At 50.8% G+C, this 24,670-nt stretch carries 22 protein-coding genes; 15 read left to right on the forward strand and 7 right to left on the reverse strand.

Annotation, left to right across the window (positions count from 1 at the left end; all coding sequences use genetic code 11):
- Position 1 precedes the first annotated feature (1 nt).
- Both JK198_RS06715 and greB read right to left on the reverse strand, forming a co-directional pair.
- The gene (locus JK198_RS06715) at positions 2-2,323 is read right to left on the reverse strand and encodes a Tex family protein (RefSeq protein ID WP_212710316.1); all 2,322 of its coding nucleotides are present in this window, start codon (positions 2,321-2,323) and stop codon (positions 2-4) included.
- A 98-nt stretch (positions 2,324-2,421) separates the two neighbouring features.
- Complete coding sequence (gene greB / locus JK198_RS06720; RefSeq protein WP_212707379.1) at positions 2,422-2,901, reverse strand: transcription elongation factor GreB; 480 nt, start codon at positions 2,899-2,901, stop codon at positions 2,422-2,424.
- A gap of 330 nt (positions 2,902-3,231) precedes the next feature.
- Here greB and ompR point away from each other — a divergent pair, with 330 nt between their 5' ends.
- Together ompR and envZ are read left to right on the forward strand one after the other, a co-directional pair.
- A complete protein-coding gene (gene ompR, locus JK198_RS06725; RefSeq protein ID WP_025901501.1) occupies positions 3,232-3,951 on the forward strand; it encodes a two-component system response regulator OmpR in 720 nt (239 codons plus the stop codon).
- Positions 3,948-5,303, forward strand: coding sequence for a two-component system sensor histidine kinase EnvZ (envZ, locus tag JK198_RS06730; protein WP_212707380.1), 1,356 nt, complete (start codon positions 3,948-3,950; stop codon positions 5,301-5,303). The genes ompR and envZ overlap by 4 nt, the downstream gene beginning before the upstream one ends.
- Before the next feature lie 54 nt (positions 5,304-5,357).
- On the opposite strand, the gene pckA is transcribed toward envZ, so the two are convergent.
- The 4 genes from pckA to JK198_RS06750 all read right to left on the reverse strand — a co-directional run bounded on the left by pckA (position 5,358) and on the right by JK198_RS06750 (position 10,976).
- Positions 5,358-6,983: a phosphoenolpyruvate carboxykinase (ATP) gene (gene pckA / locus JK198_RS06735; protein WP_212710317.1), complete on the reverse strand. Its 1,626-nt coding sequence runs from the start codon at positions 6,981-6,983 to the stop codon at positions 5,358-5,360.
- Between the two features lie 255 nt (positions 6,984-7,238).
- Positions 7,239-8,114 carry an Hsp33 family molecular chaperone HslO gene (hslO, locus tag JK198_RS06740; RefSeq protein WP_212710318.1) on the reverse strand — a complete coding sequence of 292 codons (876 nt, stop codon included), beginning with the start codon at positions 8,112-8,114 and terminating at the stop codon, positions 7,239-7,241.
- A gap of 25 nt (positions 8,115-8,139) precedes the next feature.
- Complete coding sequence (gene hslR / locus JK198_RS06745) at positions 8,140-8,544, reverse strand: ribosome-associated heat shock protein Hsp15 (RefSeq protein ID WP_212707383.1); 405 nt, start codon at positions 8,542-8,544, stop codon at positions 8,140-8,142.
- 299 nt (positions 8,545-8,843) lie between these two features.
- Positions 8,844-10,976: an IgaA/UmoB family intracellular growth attenuator gene (locus tag JK198_RS06750; protein WP_212707384.1), complete on the reverse strand. Its 2,133-nt coding sequence runs from the start codon at positions 10,974-10,976 to the stop codon at positions 8,844-8,846.
- Between the two features lie 383 nt (positions 10,977-11,359).
- Here JK198_RS06750 and nudE point away from each other — a divergent pair, with 383 nt between their 5' ends.
- Positions 11,360-11,923: an ADP compounds hydrolase NudE gene (gene nudE, locus JK198_RS06755; RefSeq protein WP_212707385.1), complete on the forward strand. Its 564-nt coding sequence runs from the start codon at positions 11,360-11,362 to the stop codon at positions 11,921-11,923.
- Between the two features lie 54 nt (positions 11,924-11,977).
- On the opposite strand, the gene mrcA is transcribed toward nudE, so the two are convergent.
- Positions 11,978-14,530 (reverse strand): peptidoglycan glycosyltransferase/peptidoglycan DD-transpeptidase MrcA, encoded by a 2,553-nt coding sequence (gene mrcA, locus JK198_RS06760; RefSeq protein ID WP_212707386.1) that lies wholly within the window; start codon positions 14,528-14,530, stop codon positions 11,978-11,980.
- A 118-nt stretch (positions 14,531-14,648) separates the two neighbouring features.
- Here mrcA and JK198_RS06765 point away from each other — a divergent pair, with 118 nt between their 5' ends.
- The 12 genes from JK198_RS06765 to trpS all read left to right on the forward strand — a co-directional run bounded on the left by JK198_RS06765 (position 14,649) and on the right by trpS (position 24,656).
- On the forward strand, positions 14,649-15,482 hold the full coding sequence (locus JK198_RS06765) for a pilus assembly protein (protein WP_212707387.1): 834 nt from the start codon (positions 14,649-14,651) through the stop codon (positions 15,480-15,482).
- Positions 15,479-16,042 (forward strand): PilN domain-containing protein, encoded by a 564-nt coding sequence (locus JK198_RS16935; RefSeq protein WP_212710319.1) that lies wholly within the window; start codon positions 15,479-15,481, stop codon positions 16,040-16,042. The genes JK198_RS06765 and JK198_RS16935 overlap by 4 nt, the downstream gene beginning before the upstream one ends.
- Positions 16,035-16,523 (forward strand): hypothetical protein, encoded by a 489-nt coding sequence (locus JK198_RS06775; RefSeq protein ID WP_212707389.1) that lies wholly within the window; start codon positions 16,035-16,037, stop codon positions 16,521-16,523. Before JK198_RS16935 ends, JK198_RS06775 begins: the two co-directional genes overlap by 8 nt.
- The gene (locus JK198_RS06780; protein WP_212707390.1) at positions 16,516-16,866 is read left to right on the forward strand and encodes a HofP DNA utilization family protein; all 351 of its coding nucleotides are present in this window, start codon (positions 16,516-16,518) and stop codon (positions 16,864-16,866) included. Before JK198_RS06775 ends, JK198_RS06780 begins: the two co-directional genes overlap by 8 nt.
- The gene (pilQ, locus tag JK198_RS06785; RefSeq protein WP_212710320.1) at positions 16,856-18,091 is read left to right on the forward strand and encodes a type IV pilus secretin PilQ; all 1,236 of its coding nucleotides are present in this window, start codon (positions 16,856-16,858) and stop codon (positions 18,089-18,091) included. The genes JK198_RS06780 and pilQ overlap by 11 nt, the downstream gene beginning before the upstream one ends.
- Before the next feature lie 359 nt (positions 18,092-18,450).
- The gene (gene aroK, locus JK198_RS06790) at positions 18,451-18,972 is read left to right on the forward strand and encodes a shikimate kinase AroK (RefSeq protein WP_212707392.1); all 522 of its coding nucleotides are present in this window, start codon (positions 18,451-18,453) and stop codon (positions 18,970-18,972) included.
- Between the two features lie 39 nt (positions 18,973-19,011).
- Positions 19,012-20,100: a 3-dehydroquinate synthase gene (aroB, locus tag JK198_RS06795; RefSeq protein ID WP_212707393.1), complete on the forward strand. Its 1,089-nt coding sequence runs from the start codon at positions 19,012-19,014 to the stop codon at positions 20,098-20,100.
- A 72-nt stretch (positions 20,101-20,172) separates the two neighbouring features.
- Positions 20,173-21,309 (forward strand): SPOR domain-containing protein, encoded by a 1,137-nt coding sequence (locus tag JK198_RS06800; RefSeq protein ID WP_212710321.1) that lies wholly within the window; start codon positions 20,173-20,175, stop codon positions 21,307-21,309.
- A 97-nt stretch (positions 21,310-21,406) separates the two neighbouring features.
- Positions 21,407-22,219, forward strand: coding sequence for an adenine-specific DNA-methyltransferase (gene dam, locus JK198_RS06805; RefSeq protein WP_212707395.1), 813 nt, complete (start codon positions 21,407-21,409; stop codon positions 22,217-22,219).
- Positions 22,220-22,282: 63 nt separating this feature from the next.
- On the forward strand, positions 22,283-22,966 hold the full coding sequence (rpe, locus tag JK198_RS06810; protein WP_212707396.1) for a ribulose-phosphate 3-epimerase: 684 nt from the start codon (positions 22,283-22,285) through the stop codon (positions 22,964-22,966).
- Entirely contained in the window at positions 22,950-23,627 is a 678-nt protein-coding gene (locus JK198_RS06815) for a phosphoglycolate phosphatase (protein WP_212710322.1), read from the forward strand. The genes rpe and JK198_RS06815 overlap by 17 nt, the downstream gene beginning before the upstream one ends.
- 18 nt (positions 23,628-23,645) lie before the next feature.
- Entirely contained in the window at positions 23,646-24,656 is a 1,011-nt protein-coding gene (gene trpS / locus JK198_RS06820) for a tryptophan--tRNA ligase (RefSeq protein WP_212707398.1), read from the forward strand.
- Positions 24,657-24,670: the final 14 nt, after the last annotated feature.

The following is a 24,670-nucleotide window of genomic DNA, read 5'->3' on the forward strand; positions in this document are numbered from 1 at the left end:
ATCAGCGCTTCTTACCGAAGGCCGCGGCCAGAGCATCTTCCATTGCACTGTTGGTGACAGGTTTCTGCCGTGGCTTCGCTGAAGGCTGTCGTGTCTGCGGGCGTGGCTGACCGGCAGCAGCGGCAGGCGATCCGGATTTACGGCCTTCCTGAGGCTGTTCATCAAGACGCATCGTCAGAGCAATCCGCTTACGCTGCAGGTCGACTTCCATGACTTTGACTTTCACAATATCACCCGCTTTCACCACCTGATGCGGGTCTTCGACAAATTTGTCGGACAGTGACGAAATATGCACCAGTCCGTCCTGGTGAACACCGATATCCACAAAGGCACCAAAATTGGTGACATTAGTGACAGACCCTTCTAATACCATGCCCGGCAGCAGGTCAGACAGGGTATCCACACCGTCAGCAAAGGTTGCTGTTTTGAATTCAGGCCGTGGGTCGCGGCCGGGTTTTTCCAGTTCTTTTAAAATATCGTTAACCGTCGGCAAGCCAAAACGTTCATCGGTAAACTGTGATGCGGCCAGGGCACGTACAGCTGAACTGTTCCCCATTAATTCATTTAATGCCTGACGTGTCGCGGTAAGAATACGCTCCACCACCGGATACGCTTCCGGATGGACTGTCGATGCATCCAGCGGATTGTCGCCCTGGTTAATACGCAGGAAGCCGGCACATTGTTCAAAGGCTTTTGGCCCCAGCCTGCTGACTTTCAGCAACTGCTGGCGGTTATGAAAACGACCATTTTCATCACGCCAGTTAACGACATTTTGCGCCATAGTACGGGTCAGACCTGCCACCCGGGTCAGCAGGGCAACCGAGGCGGTATTCAGATCCACACCGACGGCGTTAACACAGTCTTCCACCACGGCATCCAGTTTTTTGGCCAGCAGGCTCTGACTGACATCATGCTGGTACTGGCCGACACCAATCGATTTAGGATCGATTTTTACCAGCTCTGCGAGAGGATCCTGCAGACGGCGGGCAATAGAAACCGCGCCACGCAGTGAAACATCCAGCTCAGGGAATTCCAGAGCAGCCAGTTCTGATGCCGAATAAACCGAGGCTCCGGCTTCACTGACGATCACTTTCTGGGCGGTTACCTGCGGGAACTGCTGCTGAAGATCGAGGAAAAAACGTTCTGTTTCACGTGATGCCGTACCGTTACCGATGGCCACCAGTTCTACCTGATGACGTGAACAAAGTGCCGCAACGGCCGCCGCTGCTTTTGCCGCCTGGCCGGTGTGGGGATAAACCGTATCGGTCGCGACCAGTTTACCGGTGGCATCGACAACCGCGACTTTGACGCCGGTACGTAAGCCCGGATCGAGACCCATCGTCGCGCGCATACCGGCCGGGGCTGCCATCAACAGATCATGCATATTACGGGCAAACACGTTGATTGCTTCGTCTTCTGCACGTTCACGAAGCATCCCCATCAGCTCGGTTTCCATATGCAGTAAGACTTTAATACGCCATGTCCAGCTGATAACCGCTTTGCGCCAGCTATCGGCGGGGGCATTATTAAAGATTACCTGCAGATGGCTGGCGATCAGTGTTTCACCATAGCTTTCGCGGGGAGGTTCGTCTGACTGCGGGTCCGGATTGACTGACAGCTGAAGGATGCCTTCATTACGACCACGGAACATCGCCAGGGCACGGTGTGACGGTACCGCAGACAGTGGCTCATGATGGTCGAAATAATCCCGGAACTTTGCACCTTCTGCTTCTTTCCCTTCCACGACCCGTGACACAAGGTGTGCATTGCGGGACAGATAATCACGGACTTTGGCCAGTAATACGGCATCTTCGGCGAACCGCTCCATCAGGATGTAACGTGCACCATCGAGGGCGGCTTTACTGTCAGCAATGCCGTTATCCGCATTGATATAAGCCTGCGCGCTGGCTTCAGGGTCCTGCTGAGGATCCTGCCACAGGCTGGTGGCCAGAGGTTCCAGCCCTGCTTCGATGGCAATCTGACCACGGGTACGGCGTTTGGGTTTAAACGGCAGGTAAAGGTCTTCCAGTTCCGTTTTACTCAGGGTGGCGGTCAGGGCGCTGGCAAGTGCGGGGGTCATTTTCCCCTGTTCTTCAATCGAGCGGAGAATTGTCTGGCGGCGGTCTTCGAGTTCACGCAGGTAACTCAGACGGGACTCCAGCTGGCGTAGCTGTGTGTCATCCAGCCCGCCGGTGACTTCTTTACGATAACGTGCAATAAATGGCACGGTATTCCCTTCGTCCAACAGATGTACGGCAGAATCAACCTGCTCTGTCCGTACCTGAAGTTCACTGGCAATAATCTGATTTGGTGAATTTTTCATCTTTAGCATCAGGTTTGTACGGGGTAAGTTTATAGGGGACAGTTATACGGATTGAGCGAGTAAAATGCCAGCCGCTGTGGTCGCTTTGCAGGATATTCCTATCCGGCGTCGGGGTAGGTTATCTCATTGATGTACCAGACTGCACTGCCCGCGGGTGTGTCGACCCGTGCCGCATCACCGGTTTCTTTTTTTAACAGGGCGCGTGCCATTGGTGAGTCTATGGAGATGTAATCTTTACGCCCGAAGATTTCGTCGTAACCGACAATACGAAACTGCTTAGTTTCACCTTCATCATTTTCGATTTCCACCCGCGCACCGAAAAAGACTTTCCCCTGTTGTTGTGGCGAATAATCGACGATACGCAGTATCCCGAGGCTTTTTGTCAGGTAGCGGACCCTGCGGTCAATTTCCCGTAGCCGCTTTTTGTTATACTGGTAATCAGCATTCTCGCTGCGATCACCCAGACTGGCAGCCCAGGTGACTTTTTTTGTCACTTCAGGACGTTCTTCACGCCACAGATAATCAAGTTCCTGCTTTAATTGATTGTAGCCTTCGCGTGTAATCAGTGGCGTTCTCATTTGGGACCCCTGCAGCTGTCATGGTAGTTGTCAGTTAATTGTCCGTTTTGTTGTTATATGCGTTCGTCAGCGCCTTATCAGCGCGCTATTCGTCCGGTGTAACCGCGGGGGTTAATTTTCATGAATTGACGAACGCCCGGCGGGCCGGCAGAAAAGGCTGAGTGAATTCAGGGCATTTTTTCTGCAATGCCAGACAAAAGCAGACATAACTTGCTGTTTAATATGCTTTGTAACAATTTTGGCCAGAATATAAACCATTATAAACTGTCACTGTAATATATCTTTTTTAACAATACAGCATCAGGCAATTGTGCCTTTGGGAGTGAAGAAATGCAGGAAAATTACAAAGTTTTAGTCGTTGATGATGATATGCGACTGCGTGCACTGCTGGAAAGATATCTGACGGAACAAGGTTTTCAGGTCCGTAGCGTTGCGAATGCTGAACAAATGGATCGTCTGCTGACCCGCGAGTCCTTTCACCTGATGGTGCTGGACCTGATGTTACCGGGGGAAGACGGGTTGTCGATTTGCCGCCGTTTGCGCAGCCAGAGTAACCCGATGCCGATTATTATGGTGACTGCCAAGGGTGAAGAAGTGGACCGGATTGTCGGGCTGGAAATCGGTGCTGACGACTATATTCCTAAACCGTTTAACCCGCGAGAACTACTGGCGCGTATTCGCGCAGTATTGCGTCGTCAGGCGAACGAATTACCGGGAGCTCCTTCACAGGAAGAAGCAGTTATTGCCTTTGGTAAGTTCAAACTGAACCTCGGAACCCGTGAAATGTTCCGCGAAGATGAACCTATGCCGTTAACCAGTGGCGAATTCGCGGTACTGAAAGCGCTGGTCAGCCACCCGCGTGAGCCTTTGTCACGGGATAAGCTAATGAACCTGGCGCGCGGACGTGAATATAGTGCGATGGAACGTTCCATCGATGTACAGATCTCCCGGTTACGTCGTATGGTCGAAGAAGATCCTGCCCATCCGCGTTATATCCAGACGGTCTGGGGCCTGGGCTATGTTTTTGTGCCGGATGGCAGTAAAGCATGAAGCGATTCCGCTTCTCGCCTCGCAGTTCCTTTGCCCGTACCTTGCTATTGATCGTTACCTTGCTGTTTGTCAGTCTGGTAACGACCTATCTGGTGGTACTCAACTTCGCGATTTTGCCGAGTCTGCAGCAATTTAATAAAGTTCTGGCGTATGAAGTCAGGATGCTGATGACGGATAAACTGCAACTGGAAGATGGCACGCAGCTGGAAGTTCCGCCGGCCTTCCGCCGGGAGATCTACCGTGAGTTAGGTATTTCACTGTATACCAATGCGGCAGCAGAGGAAGGAGGATTGCGCTGGGCGCAGCATTATGAATTTCTGAGTGATCAGATGGCACAACAACTGGGAGGCCCTACCGATGTTCGTGTCGAGGTCAATAAAAACTCTCCGGTTGTCTGGCTGAAAACCTGGTTGTCGCCTGATATCTGGGTACGGGTACCGCTGACAGAAATTCATCAGGGTGATTTTTCCCCGCTGTTCCGTTATACCCTGGCGATAATGCTGCTGGCGATTTGCGGTGCCTGGTTATTTATACGAATGCAGAATCGTCCATTGGTCGAACTTGAAAATGCGGCTCTGCAGGTCGGACAAGGGATTATTCCTCCACCGTTACGGGAATACGGTGCTTCTGAAGTCCGTTCGGTAACCCGTGCTTTTAACCAGATGGCGGCAGGGATCAAACAGCTCGCAGAAGACCGTACATTATTAATGGCCGGTGTCAGTCATGATTTACGCACACCCCTGACACGTATCCGTCTGGCAACGGAAATGATGGGCGAGGAAGAGAAATATCTTTCTGAGTCTATCAACAAAGACATTGAAGAATGTAATGCGATAATCGAACAGTTTATCGATTATCTGCGTACTGGTCAGGAAATGCAGACCGAACGTGTCGATCTCAATACCGTACTGGGTGAAGTTGTTGCTGCCGAAAGTGGTTATGAACGGGAAATTGATAATGCCGTCATGGACAGTGAGCTGTTGCTTGATATTAATCCGTTATCGATTAAGCGAGCAGTCGCCAATATGGTGGTAAATGCTGCCAGGTATGGTAATGGCTGGATCCGTGTAAGCAGCGGCCGTGAGCTAAACCGTGGCTGGTTCCAGGTTGAAGATAATGGTCCCGGCATTGAGCCCGGACAGATTGAACATTTGTTGCAGCCCTTTGTGCGTGGTGATAGTGCACGCAGTACCAGTGGTACAGGTTTAGGACTGGCGATTGTACAGCGTATTATTGATGCTCACCGGGGAGAACTGGAGATCGGAAAAAGTGAACGGGGAGGGTTACGTATTCGTGCCTGGTTGCCCGTCCCGGCCACTGAGCCGCCTCTGCCTGCCGCCTCCGCTCACTGACCATCCGTTGAACTGACGGGTATTATACTTAAGCATAATCCCGTCAGTTCTCTGTCAGCTATGCAGTGCCGGGCCTGCTTCCGCCAGTGCTTTACCGGCAGGGGTATCCGTATACTGTTCAAAGTTATCGACAAACTTGCGGGCAAGGGTAATGGCATTTTCCTGCCATTGTTCTGCGGTTTCCCAGCTGTTTCTCGGATCCAGTATCTGTTTGTCGACCTGTTTCAGTGCCACCGGCACCTGCAGGTTAAATACCGGCAGTGTCTGGAACGTCGCCTGCTGTAATTCATCATTAAGAATCGCGTTAATGATGGCGCGGGTATCTTTCAGCGAAATCCTTTGGCCTTTGCCATTCCAGCCCGTATTCACCAGATACGCTTCGGCCCCTGCTGTCTGCATCCGTTTCAACAGGACTTCTGCATAGCGGGTCGGGTGCAGGGTTAAAAAAGCCGCACCAAAGCAGGCAGAGAAGGTCGGTGACGGCGTGATTATGCCCCGTTCAGTCCCTGCCAGTTTAGCCGTGAACCCGGACAGAAAATGGTACTGTGTCTGCTCCGGCGTCAGTCTGGCAACCGGCGGTAAAATACCGAAAGCATCAGCGGTCAGAAAAATGACTTTCCGTGCATGACCGGCTTTTGATACGGGGCTGACAATATTATCAATATGACTGATAGGGTAAGATACCCGTGTATTTTCGGTCTTACTGTTGTCATTGAAGTCAATACTGCCATCTGCCCGTACGACCACGTTTTCCAGTAACGCATCACGGCGTATTGCCTGATAGATTTCCGGCTCAGCCTGCTCTGACAGATGGATAGTTTTGGCATAGCAGCCGCCTTCAAAATTAAAGACGCCGTCGTTATCCCAGCCGTGTTCATCGTCACCGATTAACTGACGGGCCGGATCTGTGGATAAGGTGGTTTTACCGGTACCGGATAAGCCAAAGAACACGGCAACATCACCCTGCTTACCGACATTGGCAGAACAGTGCATGGACGCGATATCTTGCAGTGGCAGCAGGTAATTCATTACTGAAAATAACCCTTTTTTCATCTCGCCGCCGTACCAGGTGCCGCCGATTAACTGAATACGCTCTGTCAGGTTAAATGCCACGAAATTCTCAGAATGCAGTCCGCGGGCCTGCCAGTCAGGACAGGTACATTTCGCCCCATTGAGTACCACAAAGTCAGGTTCGAACTGCTCCAGCTCTGTTTCCGATGGCCGGATAAACATGTTTTTGACAAAATGGGCCTGCCATGCAACTTCGGTGATAAATCTGACGCTCAGACGGCTGTCAGCATTCGCCCCGCAGAATGCATCCACGACAAATAGCCGTTTCCCGGACAACTGTTCGCTGACCAGATTTTTCAGCACCTGCCAGGTTTCCTGTGACAGTGGCTGGTTGTCATTTTTTCCTTTACTGCTGTCACTCCACCAGACGTTGTGGCGGGTGGTTTCATCCCGGACAATATATTTATCTTTGGGCGAACGGCCGGTAAAAATACCGGTATCGACCGAAACAGCACCGCTTTGGGTGAGAGTCGCGCGCTCACAGCCCCGGAGCCCAGGACGGGTTTCCTCATTGAACAACACTTCATAGTCAGGGTTATAAATAACCTCGACAGGGTCGCTGATACCTAGCGATGAGAGGTCGGGTAATTTCCTGCGTCTGGAAGACATGCTGCTGCTCCTTCAATCCTGTATTTGCAAGTGAATATGCCCGCGTCAGTTCTGGCAGATTTATCACACATGGGGACGCTCTGTCTGATAAGCGGAGGCAGTTTACACCGGATAGATAATGCAGAAAGTGGACGCAGGAAAAACTGTGAGGAGAGTTGTACTTCACCGACACAGTTGCCAGAAAACTGACTAATTTATGCCAACTGTGCCGGTTTTTGGGAAGGCCCTGATACGGGCAGGCCTTCCCCGAAGTGATTAGTGAATGGCGTCGTGAGTGTCGCTGCCGGTCACGGTATTATTACGGATATTTGCCACATCAACAGCATCATATAAGTAATGTGCACCACAGTAATCGCAGTGCATATCAATCTTGCCGTCTTCGGCCAGTATCTGATCAATCTCTTCGCTGGCGACAGTTTTCAGTACATCGCCGCAGCGCTGACGGGAACAGGTACATTTGAATTCAATATCTGCCGGATCAAATACGGTCACGTCTTCCTGATGATAGAGACGCCACAACACATCATTTGCCGGCAGAGACACCAGTTCTTCGGCTTTAATGGTGTCAGATAACGTCGCTAAGTGCTCGAAGTCGTCGGTACTGGTATCCTGTGCCGGGAGGACTTGCAGCAATATGCCGCCCGCGCCCTGCGGGTTCTGACGAATAATCATCCGGGTCGGTAACTGCTCTGAGCGCATAAAATAGTCTTCCAGACAGGCCGCAACGGTATCCCCTTCCAGTCCGACAACACCCTGATAGCGCTCTCCTTTTTCCGGAGTAATGGTAATAATCAGGTAACCGTTGCCAGCCATCTGTTTCAGAGTACTGCCTGCGTCGATATCACCGCGGGTGCGGGCAACGCCGCGAAATTGCTGATGATTATTACCATTAATTACCGCCATGGACAACGGACCATCACCCTGTAGCTGTACCGTGATATTCCCTTCAAACTTGAGTGTCGCTGTCATCAGGCTGGTAGCAACCAGCAGTTCCGCCAGCAGTTCCTGTACCGGTTGTGGGTAGTCGTGATCCTTAACAATATCTTTAAGGGTATGTGAAACATTGACGAGTTCACCACGAACCGCGACATTATTAAATAAATAGCGATGGAGCTGGTCTTTTACTGGCATAAGTGTCTCTCTTTGGGTGTGTGATTTACTCATCACCCGTTAATTTAAATTTAATCAAATGACGGCGCTCTTTTTTATCCGGACGTCTGTCAGGATGCGGCATCGTCAGTGCAAACTGTTTGCGGGCGATGGCCTGTGCTTCGCGTTTCCCGATACTTTCCGGAGTTTCCCGGTACAGTAACTGTGCATCGGTTGCACTGCCTCGCCGGCCTGTTATTCCGGTAATAATCACCGTCCGTTGCTCATTGCCCTGACGGAGGCTCAGCTGTGCACTGGCTTCAACCTGTTTACCGGGTTTAGCCCGCTGGCCGTTGTAATGGACTTTACCGCCTTCGATCATCTCTCTGGCGATAGCCCGGGTCTTATAAAAACGGGCTGCCCATAGCCATTTGTCCAGCCGGACACCCTGTTCCTGATTCTGTGATTTCATGCTGACTCCCGCAACATAAGCATGTTTTTGTGAGTTATCTTGTCAGAAACCGGCCAGCCGTGGTTATTATTCCTGTTGACGGAGCGTGCCGGTAAGCGGCTGCACCGGGAATAGCAGCACGCCTGACACACAGGAATCATCGGGTCAGAACCCTGTTGATATTATCCTGTGCCGGATGATCCATAGATATGGGTGGATATAAATAAATCAAGGCAGTGAGCACATCCTGTTCATGGCACTGTCTGTTTAACATCCGGGCTGCAGCCGGGGGCGGCAGGTTACCATAAACAATGACAATGTCAGAACAGTGAACGTGTATCCGCGGGGTGACTCAGGGTCGGGTTAAAGCACTTATCGTAGTATCGCTGAATTGCCAGGCTGCGCTGACGGTCTTTATGGATCCCGCGCAGCAGGAATATAACATTGACCAGCAGGCATGCGATAAGGGCAATCAGAAACAGAGATGTCCCCAGATAACGCCATAGCAGGAATTTACCCGGGACCTCATGTAATGAGACATGAGTTGTACCGTTAGCATCGACAGCAAGAGCAGTAATGATACCGGACGCACTGAATGGCGTATGGAGCAGCATTGCTGAAATACGTTGTAGTTCATCCCACTGTTGCGGGGCATCCAGGTTAAATAACGGCACATCCGGCTGAGGTTGTCTGACAAACTGCCGTCCCTGATCACTGATCAGCAGATACCCCCCCGGCGGCGGACTGTTCAGTGTCTCTATCGCTTTACGTGTTTCGCTGGTAAAAAAGGTTGCAGCAGCATTGTTTACCAGGCTTTCCAGCGTATCCGCACTCACCGGACGCAGTAATACATTAATACCGTTTAGCTGACCAGACTTAGCCTTATCCACCAGAGATGGCCAGTCTTTGGCATTTTCCAGATTAACCAGTGCATTTTTCAGGCGTGTGCAGTCCATCGGTTGTCCGCACAACTGATTGGCGCGGATGACGATATCCGAAAAGTCATCCAGCAGGATCATGCCGGATTTTTCGATAGCCAGGGCCAGTTGCGGATTAATCTTCATGTTTTCTGCTGATCCCGGATGTAGCTGTCGACGGATAGTCTCCAGTAAGGCCATGGTTTCATCGACGGTTTCTGACTGGGGTAATGGCAGCGGAGTGGCGTTATTCCAGTAAATTGCAGAGCAGTCAAAGGGCATATATCCGTACATTCTGTTTCCCTGATAACTGCCGGGAACGGAGCACATTCCCTGGCCTTTCACATCCAGTAAATCCCCGACCCGGAGTTTCATGGCTGAAAGCTGGCTGAGAGAGGTCACCTCAATACGCTGTGTTCCCTGTAACCAGGCAAGACTCAGTTTAAACGGCATGCCCAGCGGTACCCAGCTGGCCATCATTATCAGTACCAATAAAGCACCGCTGGCCAGAACGGCATTTCTGCGCCAGTGACGGAGAGGGTATTCACGAATCTCATCATGCAGAGAAAGGAAGCGGCCCTGACGCACCACCAGCTTCTCTGCATTAATATCAATATCTGTCACTTTCCCCAGGTCGTGGTGAATATAGGGTTTCCAGTAATCCGGATATTGCAGGTCGATAACTCCCAGAGAAATGTTGCTCTGCTCCTGATTAGACTCACCAAATAGTCCCCAGCGTTTAGGAATACCCCGCATACAGTGAATATCCTGGTAGTCGCTCAGTTTTACGGGACGATACATCAGCCACAGACATCCGGCGATAATAAGTAAGGCCGGAATAACCAGCCACAACATAACGACGGTGGGGACCAGCTGGCTGAGGAACAGGATCAGCAGTGCCAGACAGATAATCACCGCTTCGGTTGTGCCGTCTGGTCGTGAAAGCTGATGTTCCTCCGGTGTCTCTTTGCGAATCTGCAGCAGTTCTACATTACTGCTTTTCTCTTTACGGATAGAGGCGGGGGAGTTGACTTGTTCCGGGGGAGGCAGAGGACGCTCAGTGACCTCTTTATCATAATCAATCAGCTGGTGACCATTCAGCGAAGTCACCAGCAGGGTATTACCGGCAGGGATTAATTCAATGGTGTTTTCTGCGGTAATAAATTGTTCCCAGAGGGGCGGCAGATGAATTTCCAGCGTGTCCAGATAGTAACGCCATTGCCGGGGTGACTCTGTTGATAATCCGTAACGGGTTATCGGGTGAGTTACCGAATAAACTTTGTGGCTCTGTAAGGTAAACACCGGGTCTTTACTGGTCTTCTGGCGAGTCAGACGCGAGAAAAATGATGGTTCAGCAGTCCTGAGTGTTGACAGGTACTTAATTACAGCCTGTTTCTCATCAGGATAAATCTTCCGGCAGGAGGCGGGTATCCGTAAGAGTAATTTCTCCGGAAATGAGCGATATCTTGTGAAGTACACTATTGCGGCGACTGCCAGTATAATTGCCAATGCCAATATAGTAATCATCATACTCATGCAATGTTCAACCTGGCCCTGAAAAATCCACGAAGGTGAGTTGCCCTGGAAAAAAACGCTATTGTCATTTTTACCGAAAAGATAGCGGCTGACCGCCAGCGATGCAATGGAAGTGCTCCCATTATCAGCGGGGCGTAAACTCCGGGATGATTGATAAATACGCTATGCCGGACATATTTTACGGCACAAAGTGCTCTCAGTGTATCGGTTAATTCTGATTGTGTTGTGCGCTTTTTCAGGGATGGTGTTGGCGAAAATAATGCCTTAGCCAGTGCCTGTTGTGAAGAGTTAACACCGGGATATTTGAGCTTAACAGGGCAGCTGTGGTTCAATAGCAGCTAATAATATACGCGTTCATTACGACGCTCTTTTCGAGGTTATCAATGGGTTCCCTGAAAAAACCGGAAATTTTAAATGTCAGTGAGGTTGCCCGTTCCCGGCTGTTTACGATTCAGGAAGTCAGTCTGGAATTCAGTAACGGAGAGCGACGGGTCTATGAACGGATGAAGCCGAACGGCAGAGAAGCAGTCATGATCCTTGCTCTCGACGGGGATTCGGTTCTGCTGATTGAAGAGTATGCAGTCGGACTTGAAAGTTATGAACTGGGCTTCCCTAAAGGATTAATTGATCCCGGGGAAACACCGTTGCAGGCGGCACAGCGCGAGCTTAAGGAAGAGGTGGGTTTTGGTGCCGGAAAGACAGAGCTGCTGGCGAGCCTGACGATGGCCCCTTCCTACTTTTCCAGCCGTATGAATATTATTGTTGCACAGGACCTCTACCCTGAAAAGCTGGCAGGGGATGAACCTGAGCCACTTGTTGTCCATCGCTGGCCGGTGGATGATTTGCTTGCCTTGCTGGATAAAGAACAGTTTAGTGAGGCCCGTAATATCAGCGCACTGTTTTTATTACGTGAATGGCTGCTGAAACAGAGCACTGGCGCGGAATAACCCTCAAATCTGACAAAAAGCCGGCAGTGCCGGCTTTTTGTTGCTCAGTGAACCTCAGAACAGGTCATGGCTCTGGCCATTATCCATAATAGTCGGGCTGCTATCGCTGACTGAATATTCCGTCGGCTCGGTACCGGTAATAAAATATTCCTGGCGACTGTTACTTCCGCCTTTAGATAACTTACCGGTACTGCGATCGATAGTGACTGTCGTAATTCCCTCCGGCGGTATCAGTGGTTGCAGGGCAACACCGTCCAGAGCGACTTTCATATAATCATCCCACGCCGGCTGGGCTGTTTTGGCTCCGCCCTCATAGCCGGAAGCCTGATCTTTTATCACGCCGGACAAGGTACTGCGGCCCAGGTCTCTGCGGGCATCATCGAAACCGATCCAGACGGATGTCGCAATGTCCGGACCATAACCGGAAAACCATGCATCTTTAGAACTATTGGTGGTTCCGGTTTTGCCGCCGATATCATTACGTTTCAGGTCTCTCCCTGCACGCCAGCCAGTTCCTTGCCAGCCCGGTTCGCCGAAGATATTTGAGTTCATTGCACTTTTAATCAGGAAAGATAGCTGAGTACTGATGACATGGGGTGCGTATTGTTGATCGGTAGCCGGCTGACCGGGAGCCTGCTCAAGATCGGTCTGCGGCGGTGCCGGTTCCGTGACCGGAGTTTCATCCGGCCGGGCCACGTTCTCGATACTGTCTTCATTCAGTGCCGCAGATTTCGGTGTATCACCATAAATCACCGGGATATTACACTGCGGGCAGGCAATTTTGGGTTTTTCCTCAAATACGGTAGCCCCCGATGGATCTTCGATTCGCTGGATAAACCAGGGATCAATCAGGAAGCCGCCATTGGTTAAGGTTGCATACCCACGGACGACCTGCATCGGGGTGAAAGATGCCGCACCTAACGCCAGTGATTCGGTGCGCACAATATTCTGTGCCGGGAATCCGAGACGTTGCAGATACTGCACTGCATAGTCTACGCCCATCGCCCGCATTGCTCTGACCATCACCACGTTTTTCGACAGACCCAGGCCTTCACGTAAGCGGATAGGCCCGTCATAGGTATTTGGCGAATTATGGGGGCGCCAGTCAGTGCCGGCACCGGCATCCCAGCGGGAAATCGGTACATCGTTTAACATGGTTGCCAGTGTCAGCCCTTTATCCAGAGCAGCGGTATAAAGGAGAGGTTTAATATTAGAACCTACCTGGCGTAATGCCTGAGTGGCCCGGTTAAACATACTCTGGCTGAAGTCAAAACCACCGACCAGTGCTATGACAGCCCCGGTTTTAGAGTTCAGAGAAACTAACGCCGAGTTAACTTCCGGAACCTGTGCCAGTAACCACTGGCTGTTATCCTGACGTACCCAAATCTGTTGTCCGGCCTGGAGAACCTGGCTGACCGAACGTGGTACCGGGCCCTGCACAGTGTCTGACCGAAAAGGTCTCGCCCAGCGTACTGCAGCAAGGTCGAGGGATAGCCTGTTACCGCCTTTTATCACCACGCTGGCAGCAGTGCTGTCAGCAGAGGTGACTACCGCAGGGATCAGGGGACCGTAAACCGGCAGGCTGTTCAGCTCGTCATTGATCTTTGAAGGTGCCCAGGCCTGCTCCTGAGGTTTCCACAATACTTTTTGTGGTCCGCGATAGCCGTGGCGCATATCATAATCAATCACATTCTTCCGGACGGCATCCTGGGCCGCGGTCTGTAACCGGCGGGTGATAGTGGTGTATACCTTGAAGCCATCAGTATACGCATTATCCCCGTAGCGTTTAATCATTTCCTGACGCACCATTTCGGTAATATACGGTGCGGTAAAAACCACTTCCGGACCATGATAGCTGGCATCAATTTTCTGCTGACGGGCGTCATCATATTGCTGGCGGGTAATATAGTTCTGGTCCAGCATACGGGACAGAACAACGTTACGGCGTGCCAGAGCTCGCTCAGGGGAATAGAGCGGGTTAAACGTGGAAGGGGCTTTCGGCAATCCGGCAATCATTGCCATCTCACTCAATGTCAGCTGGTCAACATTTTTGCCGAAGTACACCTGCGCTGCCGCACCCACACCATAAGCCCTGTAGCCGAGATAAATTTTATTCAGATACAACTCAAGAATTTCATCTTTACTGAGCAGCTGTTCGATACGGATAGCGAGGAACGCTTCTTTGATTTTCCTCATCAGCGTTTTTTCCGGGGTGAGGAAAAAGTTCCGTGCTAATTGCTGGGTAATAGTACTGGCACCCTGGCTGGCATGGCCGGAGACCAGCGCAATACTCGCGGCGCGGAAAACGCCGACAGGATCAACCCCGTGGTGCTCATAAAAACGACTGTCTTCGGTCGCGATGAACGCTTTTACCATCTCCGGCGGGATCTGATTAAGTTTTAACGGCACACGGCGTTTTTCGCCAAATTGTGCGATGAGGTCGCCGTCAGCACTGTACACCTGCATGGGTGTCTGCAGGCGAACGTCTTTCAGCGTGTTAACGTCGGGTAACTGAGGCTCTATATATTTATATAAGCCATAAACCGAGCCCACGCCCAGTAGCACGCAACACACTGCCAAAATGAATAAATACTTTAAGAACTTCACCTGAAATTTCCCGCTATAGGTCAACCGGACAGTTTATAAACAATCGGCGCGTAGTATAAAGGCTGTCGGAATGGTTTGATACGTCATTTTACGCACAGACACAATGGAGGTGTCCTGGATGAAGGCAAATTACTGGCATATCGGGCTTGATATTCAGCCCGGGCAGGTTACCGCCCTCGGGGTTCAGCCGCGACGTAATGGCTGGCAACTACGCCACTGGTGGCAGCAACCTGTTCCCTGTCAGGATAGTAATCAGGATATGAATGGCCCCCGGACCGTGCTGGTCCGGTTATTAGAGCGCTGGCGCAGATTACTGCCGCGAAAGTTCTCATTACGTGTAGGGTTACCGCCACACCTGGTATTACAGCGGCAGCTGGATGTTCCGTCTGCTGTTGCCTGCGAACCTGTGCTGGGGAGTTATATCAGGGCGGCCGCAGGGCGGTTATTTCCTGAAGGCAGCGGCCCGTTAGCGATAGATTATCAGCCGGCTGTCCTGCAGTCTGACAGTGTCAGTATTACGGTAGCCAGTCAGACAGTTATTGAACAATGGCAAAATATTTTCTATCGGGCCGGACTCAGCCCTGATGTTTTTGAACTAATGCATGGCAGTCTTGCGGTCGCCCTGAGTATGCAGGGTTCCGGTCATGACCGGATCCTTGTCCATGAAAGCGATACATTCTGGCTATGGGCCTGCTATCGTCAGGGTAAGCTGCAACATGGCTGGCAGTTTCGGCAGCAGTGTCCCGATGCTGAATTCATATGTACGCAGCAATGCCCTGAGGCAGAGGCTCGTTTTTTTTGTGGCAGTCAGCTTCCGCCACGGGTCCCCGCCGGATTTCGTCTTTTTTCGCCTTTCCCTGCCATTGTGTATCGCCAGCCGCCGTTACCGGCAGAAGAAAGCAGTTTTACGTTAGCTGCCGGGCTGGCACTGCGTCAGGACGATCGTCTGTGATCCGGGTAAATTTATTACCATGGCGGGAAGCTGTATTGCAACGCAGGAAGCAGCAATGGCTGACCCGTGCTCTGTTAATGCTGGTTGTCCTTCTGACGGTCAATAGTGCCCTGTGGTTATCTCTGACACAGTCCGGGAAACAGACCGCGGTATGGGTTGCCCAGCAGAAAAAATTACAGGCACTGACCAGTCGCCTGCTGGCAGAGCAACAACAGTTATCTCAGCAGTTAGTTGACCGACAGCAACAGGATGAAGCCCGTCAGGCACTGGCCGACAGACTGGATAACTGGCGCCGTTTCTGGGTGAAGTTACCGGCCCTGATGCCTTTATCTCTGTGGCTGATATCGGTAGCACAGGAACAGACGACACTGACGTTTCGTGGCCAGGCGGATACCCTCTCCAGCCTGATGTTGTTTACAAGAAACCTCCGGCGACAAGCATTCTTCACCCGGGTCGATATTCAGGAAATGCAGGGGACAGGGCAGGGGGATTACCGTTTTACCCTCAGGGCCTATCTGGCGGTAAGCATGCAACTGTACGGGGGATGGGCAGATGACTGAATGGGCAACTGGCATGCTTTATCGGCCGCATTATCAGCAATGGGGCCTGTTTCTCCTGACCTCCGCGTGTGGTCTGCTATTTTCTGCACTGCTGCTGATTCTTCCGGAATGGCAGCGCTGGCAGCGCAGTGAACAACAGTATCTGCGTCAGGACAACTTTCTCCGACAGCAACAGGAACAATTATCCCGTTTACTGCCAGCGGAGCAGTTACGTGACCAGTTACTGATTCGACGAAACACACAACAGCAGAAAACAGGGATTGCCCTGGAAGAAATACTGGCAGGCAACGAGATAACCCTCAGACGCTGGCGTAATACAGAGTCACCGGCAGAGATACAATTGCAGCTTGATTGGCCGCAAGTTGCGGTCTTTTTCAGACAGATGAGGATATTACAGCCCTCTCTGTTACCGATCCGGTTTGGTCTTGAATACCGGGAAGAGGGGCTGGAAATGGTGATGTGGTTAAATCCTGATGAATAATATTCATTATTACTCGCTGATGTTTTTTTGCTGCTTTTACGTATCAGGAGCGGCCCGCAACCCTTTTCAGCCACCCGATATCAGTCTCCAGTGCCGCCTGCCGGACAGGGGGGAACCACAATGGCGCTTACAGGGGACAGTACTGCAACAGGATAAACAAGCAGCCCGGCTTTCACATCCCTCACAGGGCTATTACTTGTTGTTCGCCGGACAGTACTTACCGGGAACGTTATGGCAGGTTGAACAGATAACGCGGGGCCGTGTGATATTACGCAATACGGGTGAATGCCAGACCCCTTTATGGCTACTGACAATGGCCACTGGTCATGCCCATGAACGCTAAACTGCTGTGTTTTTTGCTCTCTGTTGCAGCGACTGGCAGTGTCACTGCAAACCCTGTGACCGTGGATTTTGAGGATACACCGGTAGCACAAATATTTTATCACCTCGCCGAGTTCCGGCAGGCTAACCTGGTGATCGCTCACGGGGTGAGCGGAAGCTTAACTGTCAGATTACGCGACGTTGAATGGCCGCAGGCAGTAGCGCTGGTGGCAGAAATGGCGGGGGTGACCGCCCGGTGTAAACAAAATATTTTACGTATATCTCCACGCTCCGGAGATGAGAAAACCGGACATCCGCCACTGGATTCAGTTGAAGCAGCATTACCTCTGGAAACCCGCCGTTTTGTACTGCGCTATACGGATGTTAATCAGGTCAGGTCATTGTTGCTTAAGGAGAACGCTGGCCCTCTGACTCCCCGGGGACGAATCTCTCTGAATAGCAGAGCAAATATGTTAATTATCCGCGATACCGGCCCGGCGCTGGTCAGCATTGCGCAGTGGATAACCCTGTTCGATATACCCGTCCCGCAGGTAGAAATTACGGCCCATATCGTGACTATCAGTGAAGAGCAGTTACGTGAACTGGGTGTCGGCTGGGGACTGGGTGGTGTTTCATCGGTGAATGATATTCTGGCATCGCCGTCGCTGGATATACCGTTAAGTGTTGAGTCGGCTTTCTTCTCTGCGGGAATGACGCTGGCCAGAATCAATGGTCAGTTGCTGAATCTTGAACTGAGCGCACTTGAGCAGGAAAACCAGATTGAGATCATCGCCAGCCCGCGTCTGATAACCTCACATGGTAATGTGGCCTCCATAAAACAGGGGACAGAAATCCCTTATATTGTCTCGCAGGGCAGAAATGAAAACGCGACCGTGGAATTTAAAGAAGCGGTACTGGGGATGCAGATTACACCGGAAGTGCTGGGAGAAGGCAATGTCAGGCTGACCATCCGGCTGAGCCAGAATGTCCCGGGCAAGGCCCTGCAAAAAGGCAATAATGTGCCTCTGAGTATTGATAAGCAGGAAATTGAGACCAAAGTCACTATTCAGGACGGACAGACGGTAGCACTTGGCGGGATCTTTCAGCAACAGACGAATAACCAGCAGAACAAAGTCCCGGTTATCGGGGAATTACCCGCGATTGGCCGTCTTTTCCGGCAGGATGTCAGCCAGCAGACGAAGCGGGAACTGGTGATATTTATCACCCCCAGATTGGTATTTCCCTGATTATTCCCTGTAATTATCCCCACAGCAGGGAACAACGTTGACGCAGCGTAATATTTAGCATAAAAGATTAGCGATTTTGTAAACCTGTATGTAGTTATCCGGGACCAGATAAAGTATCAGGTTATCTTTGTTGTCTGCAGCAATGTTGTTGTAAAAATGAACAAAAGATACGATTTAATATCGCTCCGGAGGAGAAAGCTTCGCCGGAAATCATTTATTTGGTTGCCAAACGACCCATAGTGTTGAGATAATTTTTTGTCTGACTCTTATTAACGCTTATGAGGTCTCAGTTTCTGTCCCGCCTGTCAGCAAGGCTGAACGCGGGGTATCATCAACGAATTCTTAGTAATACCGATAAAATGGCAGAGAAACGAAATATCTTTCTGGTTGGGCCTATGGGTGCCGGCAAAAGCACTATTGGTCGTCAGTTAGCTCAGCAACTCAATATGGAATTTTATGATTCCGATCAGGAAATTGAGCGACGTACCGGAGCTGATGTTGGCTGGGTATTTGATGTAGAAGGCGAAGATGGTTTTCGTGATCGTGAAGAAAAAATCATCAACGAGCTGACTGAAAAACAAGGCATTGTTCTTGCGACGGGGGGGGGCTCAGTAAAATCACGTGAAACCCGCAATCGTCTTTCCGCCCGTGGTGTGGTTGTGTATCTGGAAACGACAATAGAAAAGCAACTGGCACGTACACAGCGTGACAAACGACGTCCTTTACTTCAGGTTGATTCTCCTCCGCGGGAAGTGCTGGAAGAACTGGCGGGTGAGCGAAATCCGCTGTATGAAGAAATTGCAGATGTGACCATTCGAACTGATGAGCAAAGTGCTAAAGTGGTCGCGAACCAGATTATTCATATGCTGGAAAGTAATTAATTTATCTTAAGCAGACTAAGTTGCAGGGTATCGATCATTATGGAGCAGATCACGGTCTCACTTGAAGAACGTAGTTATCCGATAAGAATAGCTGCAGGTTTGTTTGATGATCCTGCCTCATACTGGCCGCTGGGTGCCGGAAATCCTGTAATGGTGGTGACCAATGATACATTGGCACCGCTGTATCTGGATGCTGTGACTGAAAAACTATCAGCTGCAGGCGTTTTAGTTGACCAGGTTATATTGCCTGACGGTGAACAGTATAAAACGCTGACTGTCCTTGAACAAATATTCACCGCATTACTTGAAAAACCTCATGGCCGTGATACCACCCTGATCGCTCTCGGCGGCGGTGTAATTGGCGACATGACGGGTTTTGCTGCGGCCTGCTATCAGCGTGGTGTCCGCTTTATTCAAATACCCACCACCTTACTCTCACAGGTAGATTCCTCTGTCGGGGGAAAAACAGCGGTAAACCATCCGCTGGGTAAAAATATGATCGGCGCGTTTTATCAGCCTGCCTCGGTCATCATTGATACTGATTGTCTGAAAACGCTGCCCCCGCGTGAACTTTCGTCCGGACTGGCAGAAGTGATTAAATACGGTATCATTCTGGATAATGATTTTTTCGTATGGCTGGAAAACCATATGGAAGCATTAGTTGCTCTGGATGAAAAAGCACTGGCGCAGTGTATTCGTCGTTGCTGTGAGCTTAAAGCCCGGGTTGTGGCTGCCGATGAGCGTGAGTCCGGTGTCCGGGCCCTGCTTAATCTGGGGCATACCTTCGGTCATGCGATTGAAGCACATATGGGCTATGGCAACTGGCTGCACGGCGAAGCGGTGTCTGCCGGTATAGTGATGGCGGCCAGGACCGCTGAATATATCAATGGTTTCAGCCCTGATGATACTCAACGTATTATTAAGTTACTGGAGCGTGCCGGTTTGCCGGTGCACGGACCGCGGGAAATGACCGCCAGCCAGTATCTGCCGCATATGATGCGGGATAAAAAGGTATTAGCCGGTGAACTTCGTCTGGTTCTGCCTCGTAATATCGGGCAGTCAGAAGTGAGAGGCGATATTTCTCATGATATTGTTACCAGGGCAATCAATGATTGTCTGCCCGGCTGATAATACGGCATACAGTGTTCCCGCGGCACGAAAAGGCAGCGAGAGATCAATGGTTAAGTATGAGGTGGTTTAATGGATGAGTTTCAACCGGAAGATGAGTTAAAGCCTGACGCCAGTGATCGTCCTGCTGCGCGAAACCGTAAACCCTCTGCAGGGCCGAAATTACCGGTATCATTACTGGTATCTAAGCAACATATTATGATTGCCGTCGGGATTCTGGTGCTGTTACTGTTGATCCTCGGTATTGGTTCTGCACTGAAATCACCCTCCGGACATGCACCTGCTGCCCCGGCCAGCTCATCCGGCAGTGCTGGTAAAGATATTGATCTTTCAGGTACCTCTGCCATGAGCGGGCAGTCTGCCCCGGCGTCTGCTGCCGCGACAGAGACACCCTCAGATACTGAGACACCTGCCAATAATGCCTCCGCCGGAAGTAACACTATTGCTATGCCCGCTATCTCGTCGACGCTATCTCAGGCAGCGGCAGGGACGGCTCCGGCTGATCAGCAGCGTATTACGGTGGCTGGCGGTATAAACAGTGCGCTGAATAATACACAGGTACCGGCAGAGTCCGCGGCGGCTACAACATCTTTGCCGTTGACTCCTGCCACGCTTGACCGCAGTGGAAAACTGGCCAATCCCATACCGGCGACTGGTCAGACAGGTAACCTGAACGCTCCGGCCAATAAGCCGTCAGTCGTTCACCGGACTCCGCAAAACAGCGCCAGCCAGGCGAATGAACGTAAAACAGTCGCCGCTGAACGTGAGCGTCAACGGGAAAATCGTCGCAGTGCAGAACGGCGTCGTACAGAAGAACAACGCCGGGCGGTACAACAGCGTCAGGCAGCTGAACAGAAAAAAACGGCCCCCCCCGTCGCATCAGCCACGGTGAGGAAGCATGAACCTGTCCCGCCAGTAACCCGTGCCGCAGACCCTGCCCGCCAGTTACCTGCCGGTCAATATACCCTGCAACTCAGTGGTGCAACCCATGAAGCTGCTCTGAATACATGGGCTAAACAGCAACAGCTGGGCAGTTACCATATTTACCAGACGCAACGTAACGGGCAGCCATGGTTTGTATTGGTCAGCGGTTCTTATGCAACCCCGGCAGAAGCAAAACGTGCTATCAGTGCGCTTCCTGACGCTGTACGGGCAAAAAGTCCATGGGTTAAACCCGTGAGTCAGGTCAAAAAAGAGGCCGGAAAGTGATAATCATCGGGGCTGCTGCCGGCAGCCCCATTTATAAGCGCAGATCTGCTGTCGGTTTATCCACAGCCATCAATGAAAAAATCTCTATTACGACAGCATGAAAAAACACCGCGCTTTCCTGAAGTGGGCAGGGGGTAAATACCACCTGCTGGATGACATTCGTCGATGCTTACCCGAAGGGGACTGTTTAGTTGAACCTTTTGTAGGTGCCGGCTCTGTCTTTCTGAATACTGACTATCAGAATTATCAACTGGCTGATATTAATAGCGATTTAATTAATCTCTACAATATTATTAAGACCAACAGTACCTCGTTTATTGCAGATGCCCGCCGGTTATTTATGGCAGAGGAAAATAAATCAGAGGCTTACTATGCCCATCGGGTAGAGTTTAACCTGAGCCGTGATGCCTACCACCGTGCATTGTTATTTTTATATCTTAACCGCCATGGTTATAACGGTCTTTGTCGTTATAACCTGCGTGGTGAATTCAATGTACCTTTCGGCCGTTATCAGAAACCCTATTTTCCTGAAGCCGAGCTGTTGTGGTTCGCAGAGCGTGCCCAGAAGGCTACTTTCGTCTGTCAGTCTTATGGCCCTACGATGCGGGAAGCCAGCAGTGGCTGTGTGGTGTATTGTGATCCCCCGTATGCACCGTTGTCAGCAACAGCTAATTTTACTGCCTACCATACCAACAGTTTCAGCCTGCATGAGCAGATCCATCTGGCGGAGCTTGCCGAAGAACTGGCAAAAGAAAGATCAGTACCTGTGCTAATCTCTAATCATGATACGGAGCTGACTCAGCAATGGTATAACGCGGCGGTAAAGCATATCGTTAAAGCAAGACGATCCATTAGCCGCAATGTGAACGGTCGCACCAAAGTCAACGAAATACTGGCCCTTTATCGTTAAACTGACCATAAACAGCGGCATTGTTCAGGGAATTACGCTGAATAATATTATCGGGAGAATCAGATGAAAGACTACTTGATAGCACCATCAATATTGTCGGCAGATTTTGCCCGACTGGGTGAAGATACGGCAAAAGTACTGGCCGCCGGCGGAGATGTTGTCCATTTTGACGTGATGGATAACCACTACGTCCCTAACCTGACGATGGGGCCGATGGTGCTGAAAGCCCTGCGGGATTACGGTATTTCTGCGCCGATTGATGTTCATTTAATGGTTTCTCCTGTGGATAGTCTGATCCCGCAATTCGCTAATGCCGGTGCCAGCTATATCACCTTTCACCCGGAAGCCACTTTACACGTTGATCGTACTCTGCAACTGATTAAAGAGCATGGCTGCAAAGCCGGACTGGTATTTAATCCTGCCACCCCCCTGAGTTACCTTGATTATGTGATGGACAAACTTGATGTGATCCTGCTGATGTCGGTTAACCCGGGTTTTGGCGGTCAGAGCTTTCTGCCTTCGACATTGAATAAGCTCCGTGAGGTACGCCAGCGTATCGACCACAGTGGTTTTGATATCCGTCTTGAGGTTGATGGCGGGGTAAAAGTTGATAATATCGGGCAGATCGCCGCTGCAGGTGCGGATATGTTTGTTGCCGGCTCGGCGATTTTCGGTCACCCAGATTATAAGAAAATTATTGATGATATGCGCAGAGCACTGGAGACAGCTAATGGCTCATTTCACTAATATTCGTGCGCTGGCCTTTGACCTGGACGGAACCCTGACAGACAGTGCCCCCGGACTGGCTGCCGCTGTCGATATGGCATTACAGCAGATGACGCTGCCAGAGGCCGGTGTCGCCCGGGTCTCCACCTGGATAGGTAACGGGGCAGATATCATGATGCAGCGTGCGTTGACTTATGCCCTGCAGCGGGCACCTGCGCCTTATGAGGCTGCACAGGCGCGCCAGCTGTTTGATAAGTTCTATGCACAGACGGCAGAGCAAGGCAGTGCGTTATTTCCCGGTGTGAAACAGACACTGCAAATACTTTGTCAGCAGAATATGCCAATGGCGATAGTGACCAACAAACCTACACCCTTTGTAGCCCCTTTACTTAAATCACTGGGTATTGATCAGTTCTTCTCGCTGGTGATTGGCGGTGATGATGTCACAGCCAAAAAACCGCATCCGGCAGCTGTCTATCTGGTACTGGGTAAGCTGGGACTGACCGCCGGTGAGTTACTGTTTATTGGTGATTCGCGTAATGATATCCGTGCGGCGAAGTCTGCGGGAGTACCATGTGCAGGGCTGAGCTACGGATATAACTATGGCGAGCCAATTGCAGACAGTCACCCGGATTGTGTGCTGGATAGCTTTGACCAACTTCTGCCCGCACTTGGGCTGTAATAAATCAGGATAAAATTTATGAGTAAACCCATTGTTTTTAGTGGCGCGCAGCCTTCAGGTGAACTAACCATTGGTAATTACATGGGGGCACTTCGTCAATGGGTACAGATGCAGGATGATTACCACTGTATTTATTGTATTGTTGACCAGCATGCGATTACTGTCCGTCAGGATCCGCAAGCACTGCATAAAGCGACACTGGATACTCTGGCCCTGTATCTGGCCTGTGGTATTGACCCTGAAAAATCGACCATCTTTGTACAGTCACATGTGCCGGAGCATGCACAGCTTTCATGGCTGCTGAACTGCTACACCTATTTCGGTGAGCTGAGCCGTATGACCCAGTTTAAAGATAAGTCGTCACGTTATGCTGAAAATATTAATGCCGGTCTGTTTGATTATCCGGTATTGATGGCGGCAGATATTCTGCTGTATCAGACTAACCAGGTACCGGTCGGGGAAGATCAGAAACAACATCTGGAACTGAGTCGCGATATTGCACAGCGTTTTAACTCTCTTTATGGTGATATTTTCCGGGTTCCTGAGCCTTTTATTCCTAAGTCCGGTGCGAGGGTGATGTCGCTGCTGGAACCGACGAAAAAAATGTCTAAATCCGATGATAACCGTAATAATGTGATTGGATTACTGGAAGATCCTAAAGCGGTTGTGAAAAAGATTAAACGTGCAGTGACTGACTCTGACGAGCCACCGGTAGTCCGTTATGACATTAAAAATAAGGCCGGAGTATCTAACCTGCTGGATATTCTGTCGGGTGTGACCGGACAAACCGTCAGCGAGCTGGAACAGGAATTCAGCGGTAAAATGTACGGACATCTGAAAGGTGCCGTTGCCGACGCTGTTTCCGGGATGCTGGCAGAGTTACAACAACGCTTTGAACACTTCCGCAATGATGAACAGTTACTGAACCGGATCATGAAAGAAGGTGCAGATAAAGCCAGCAGCAGAGCACGTGAGACACTGGATAAAGTTTACCAGGCGGTAGGTTTTGTCGCCCGGCCTAAAGGCTGAAAATAAGCCAGAGC

Source organism: Tatumella sp. JGM91 (genome assembly GCF_018257575.1).
Taxonomy (GTDB): Bacteria; Pseudomonadota; Gammaproteobacteria; order Enterobacterales; family Enterobacteriaceae; genus Tatumella; species Tatumella punctata.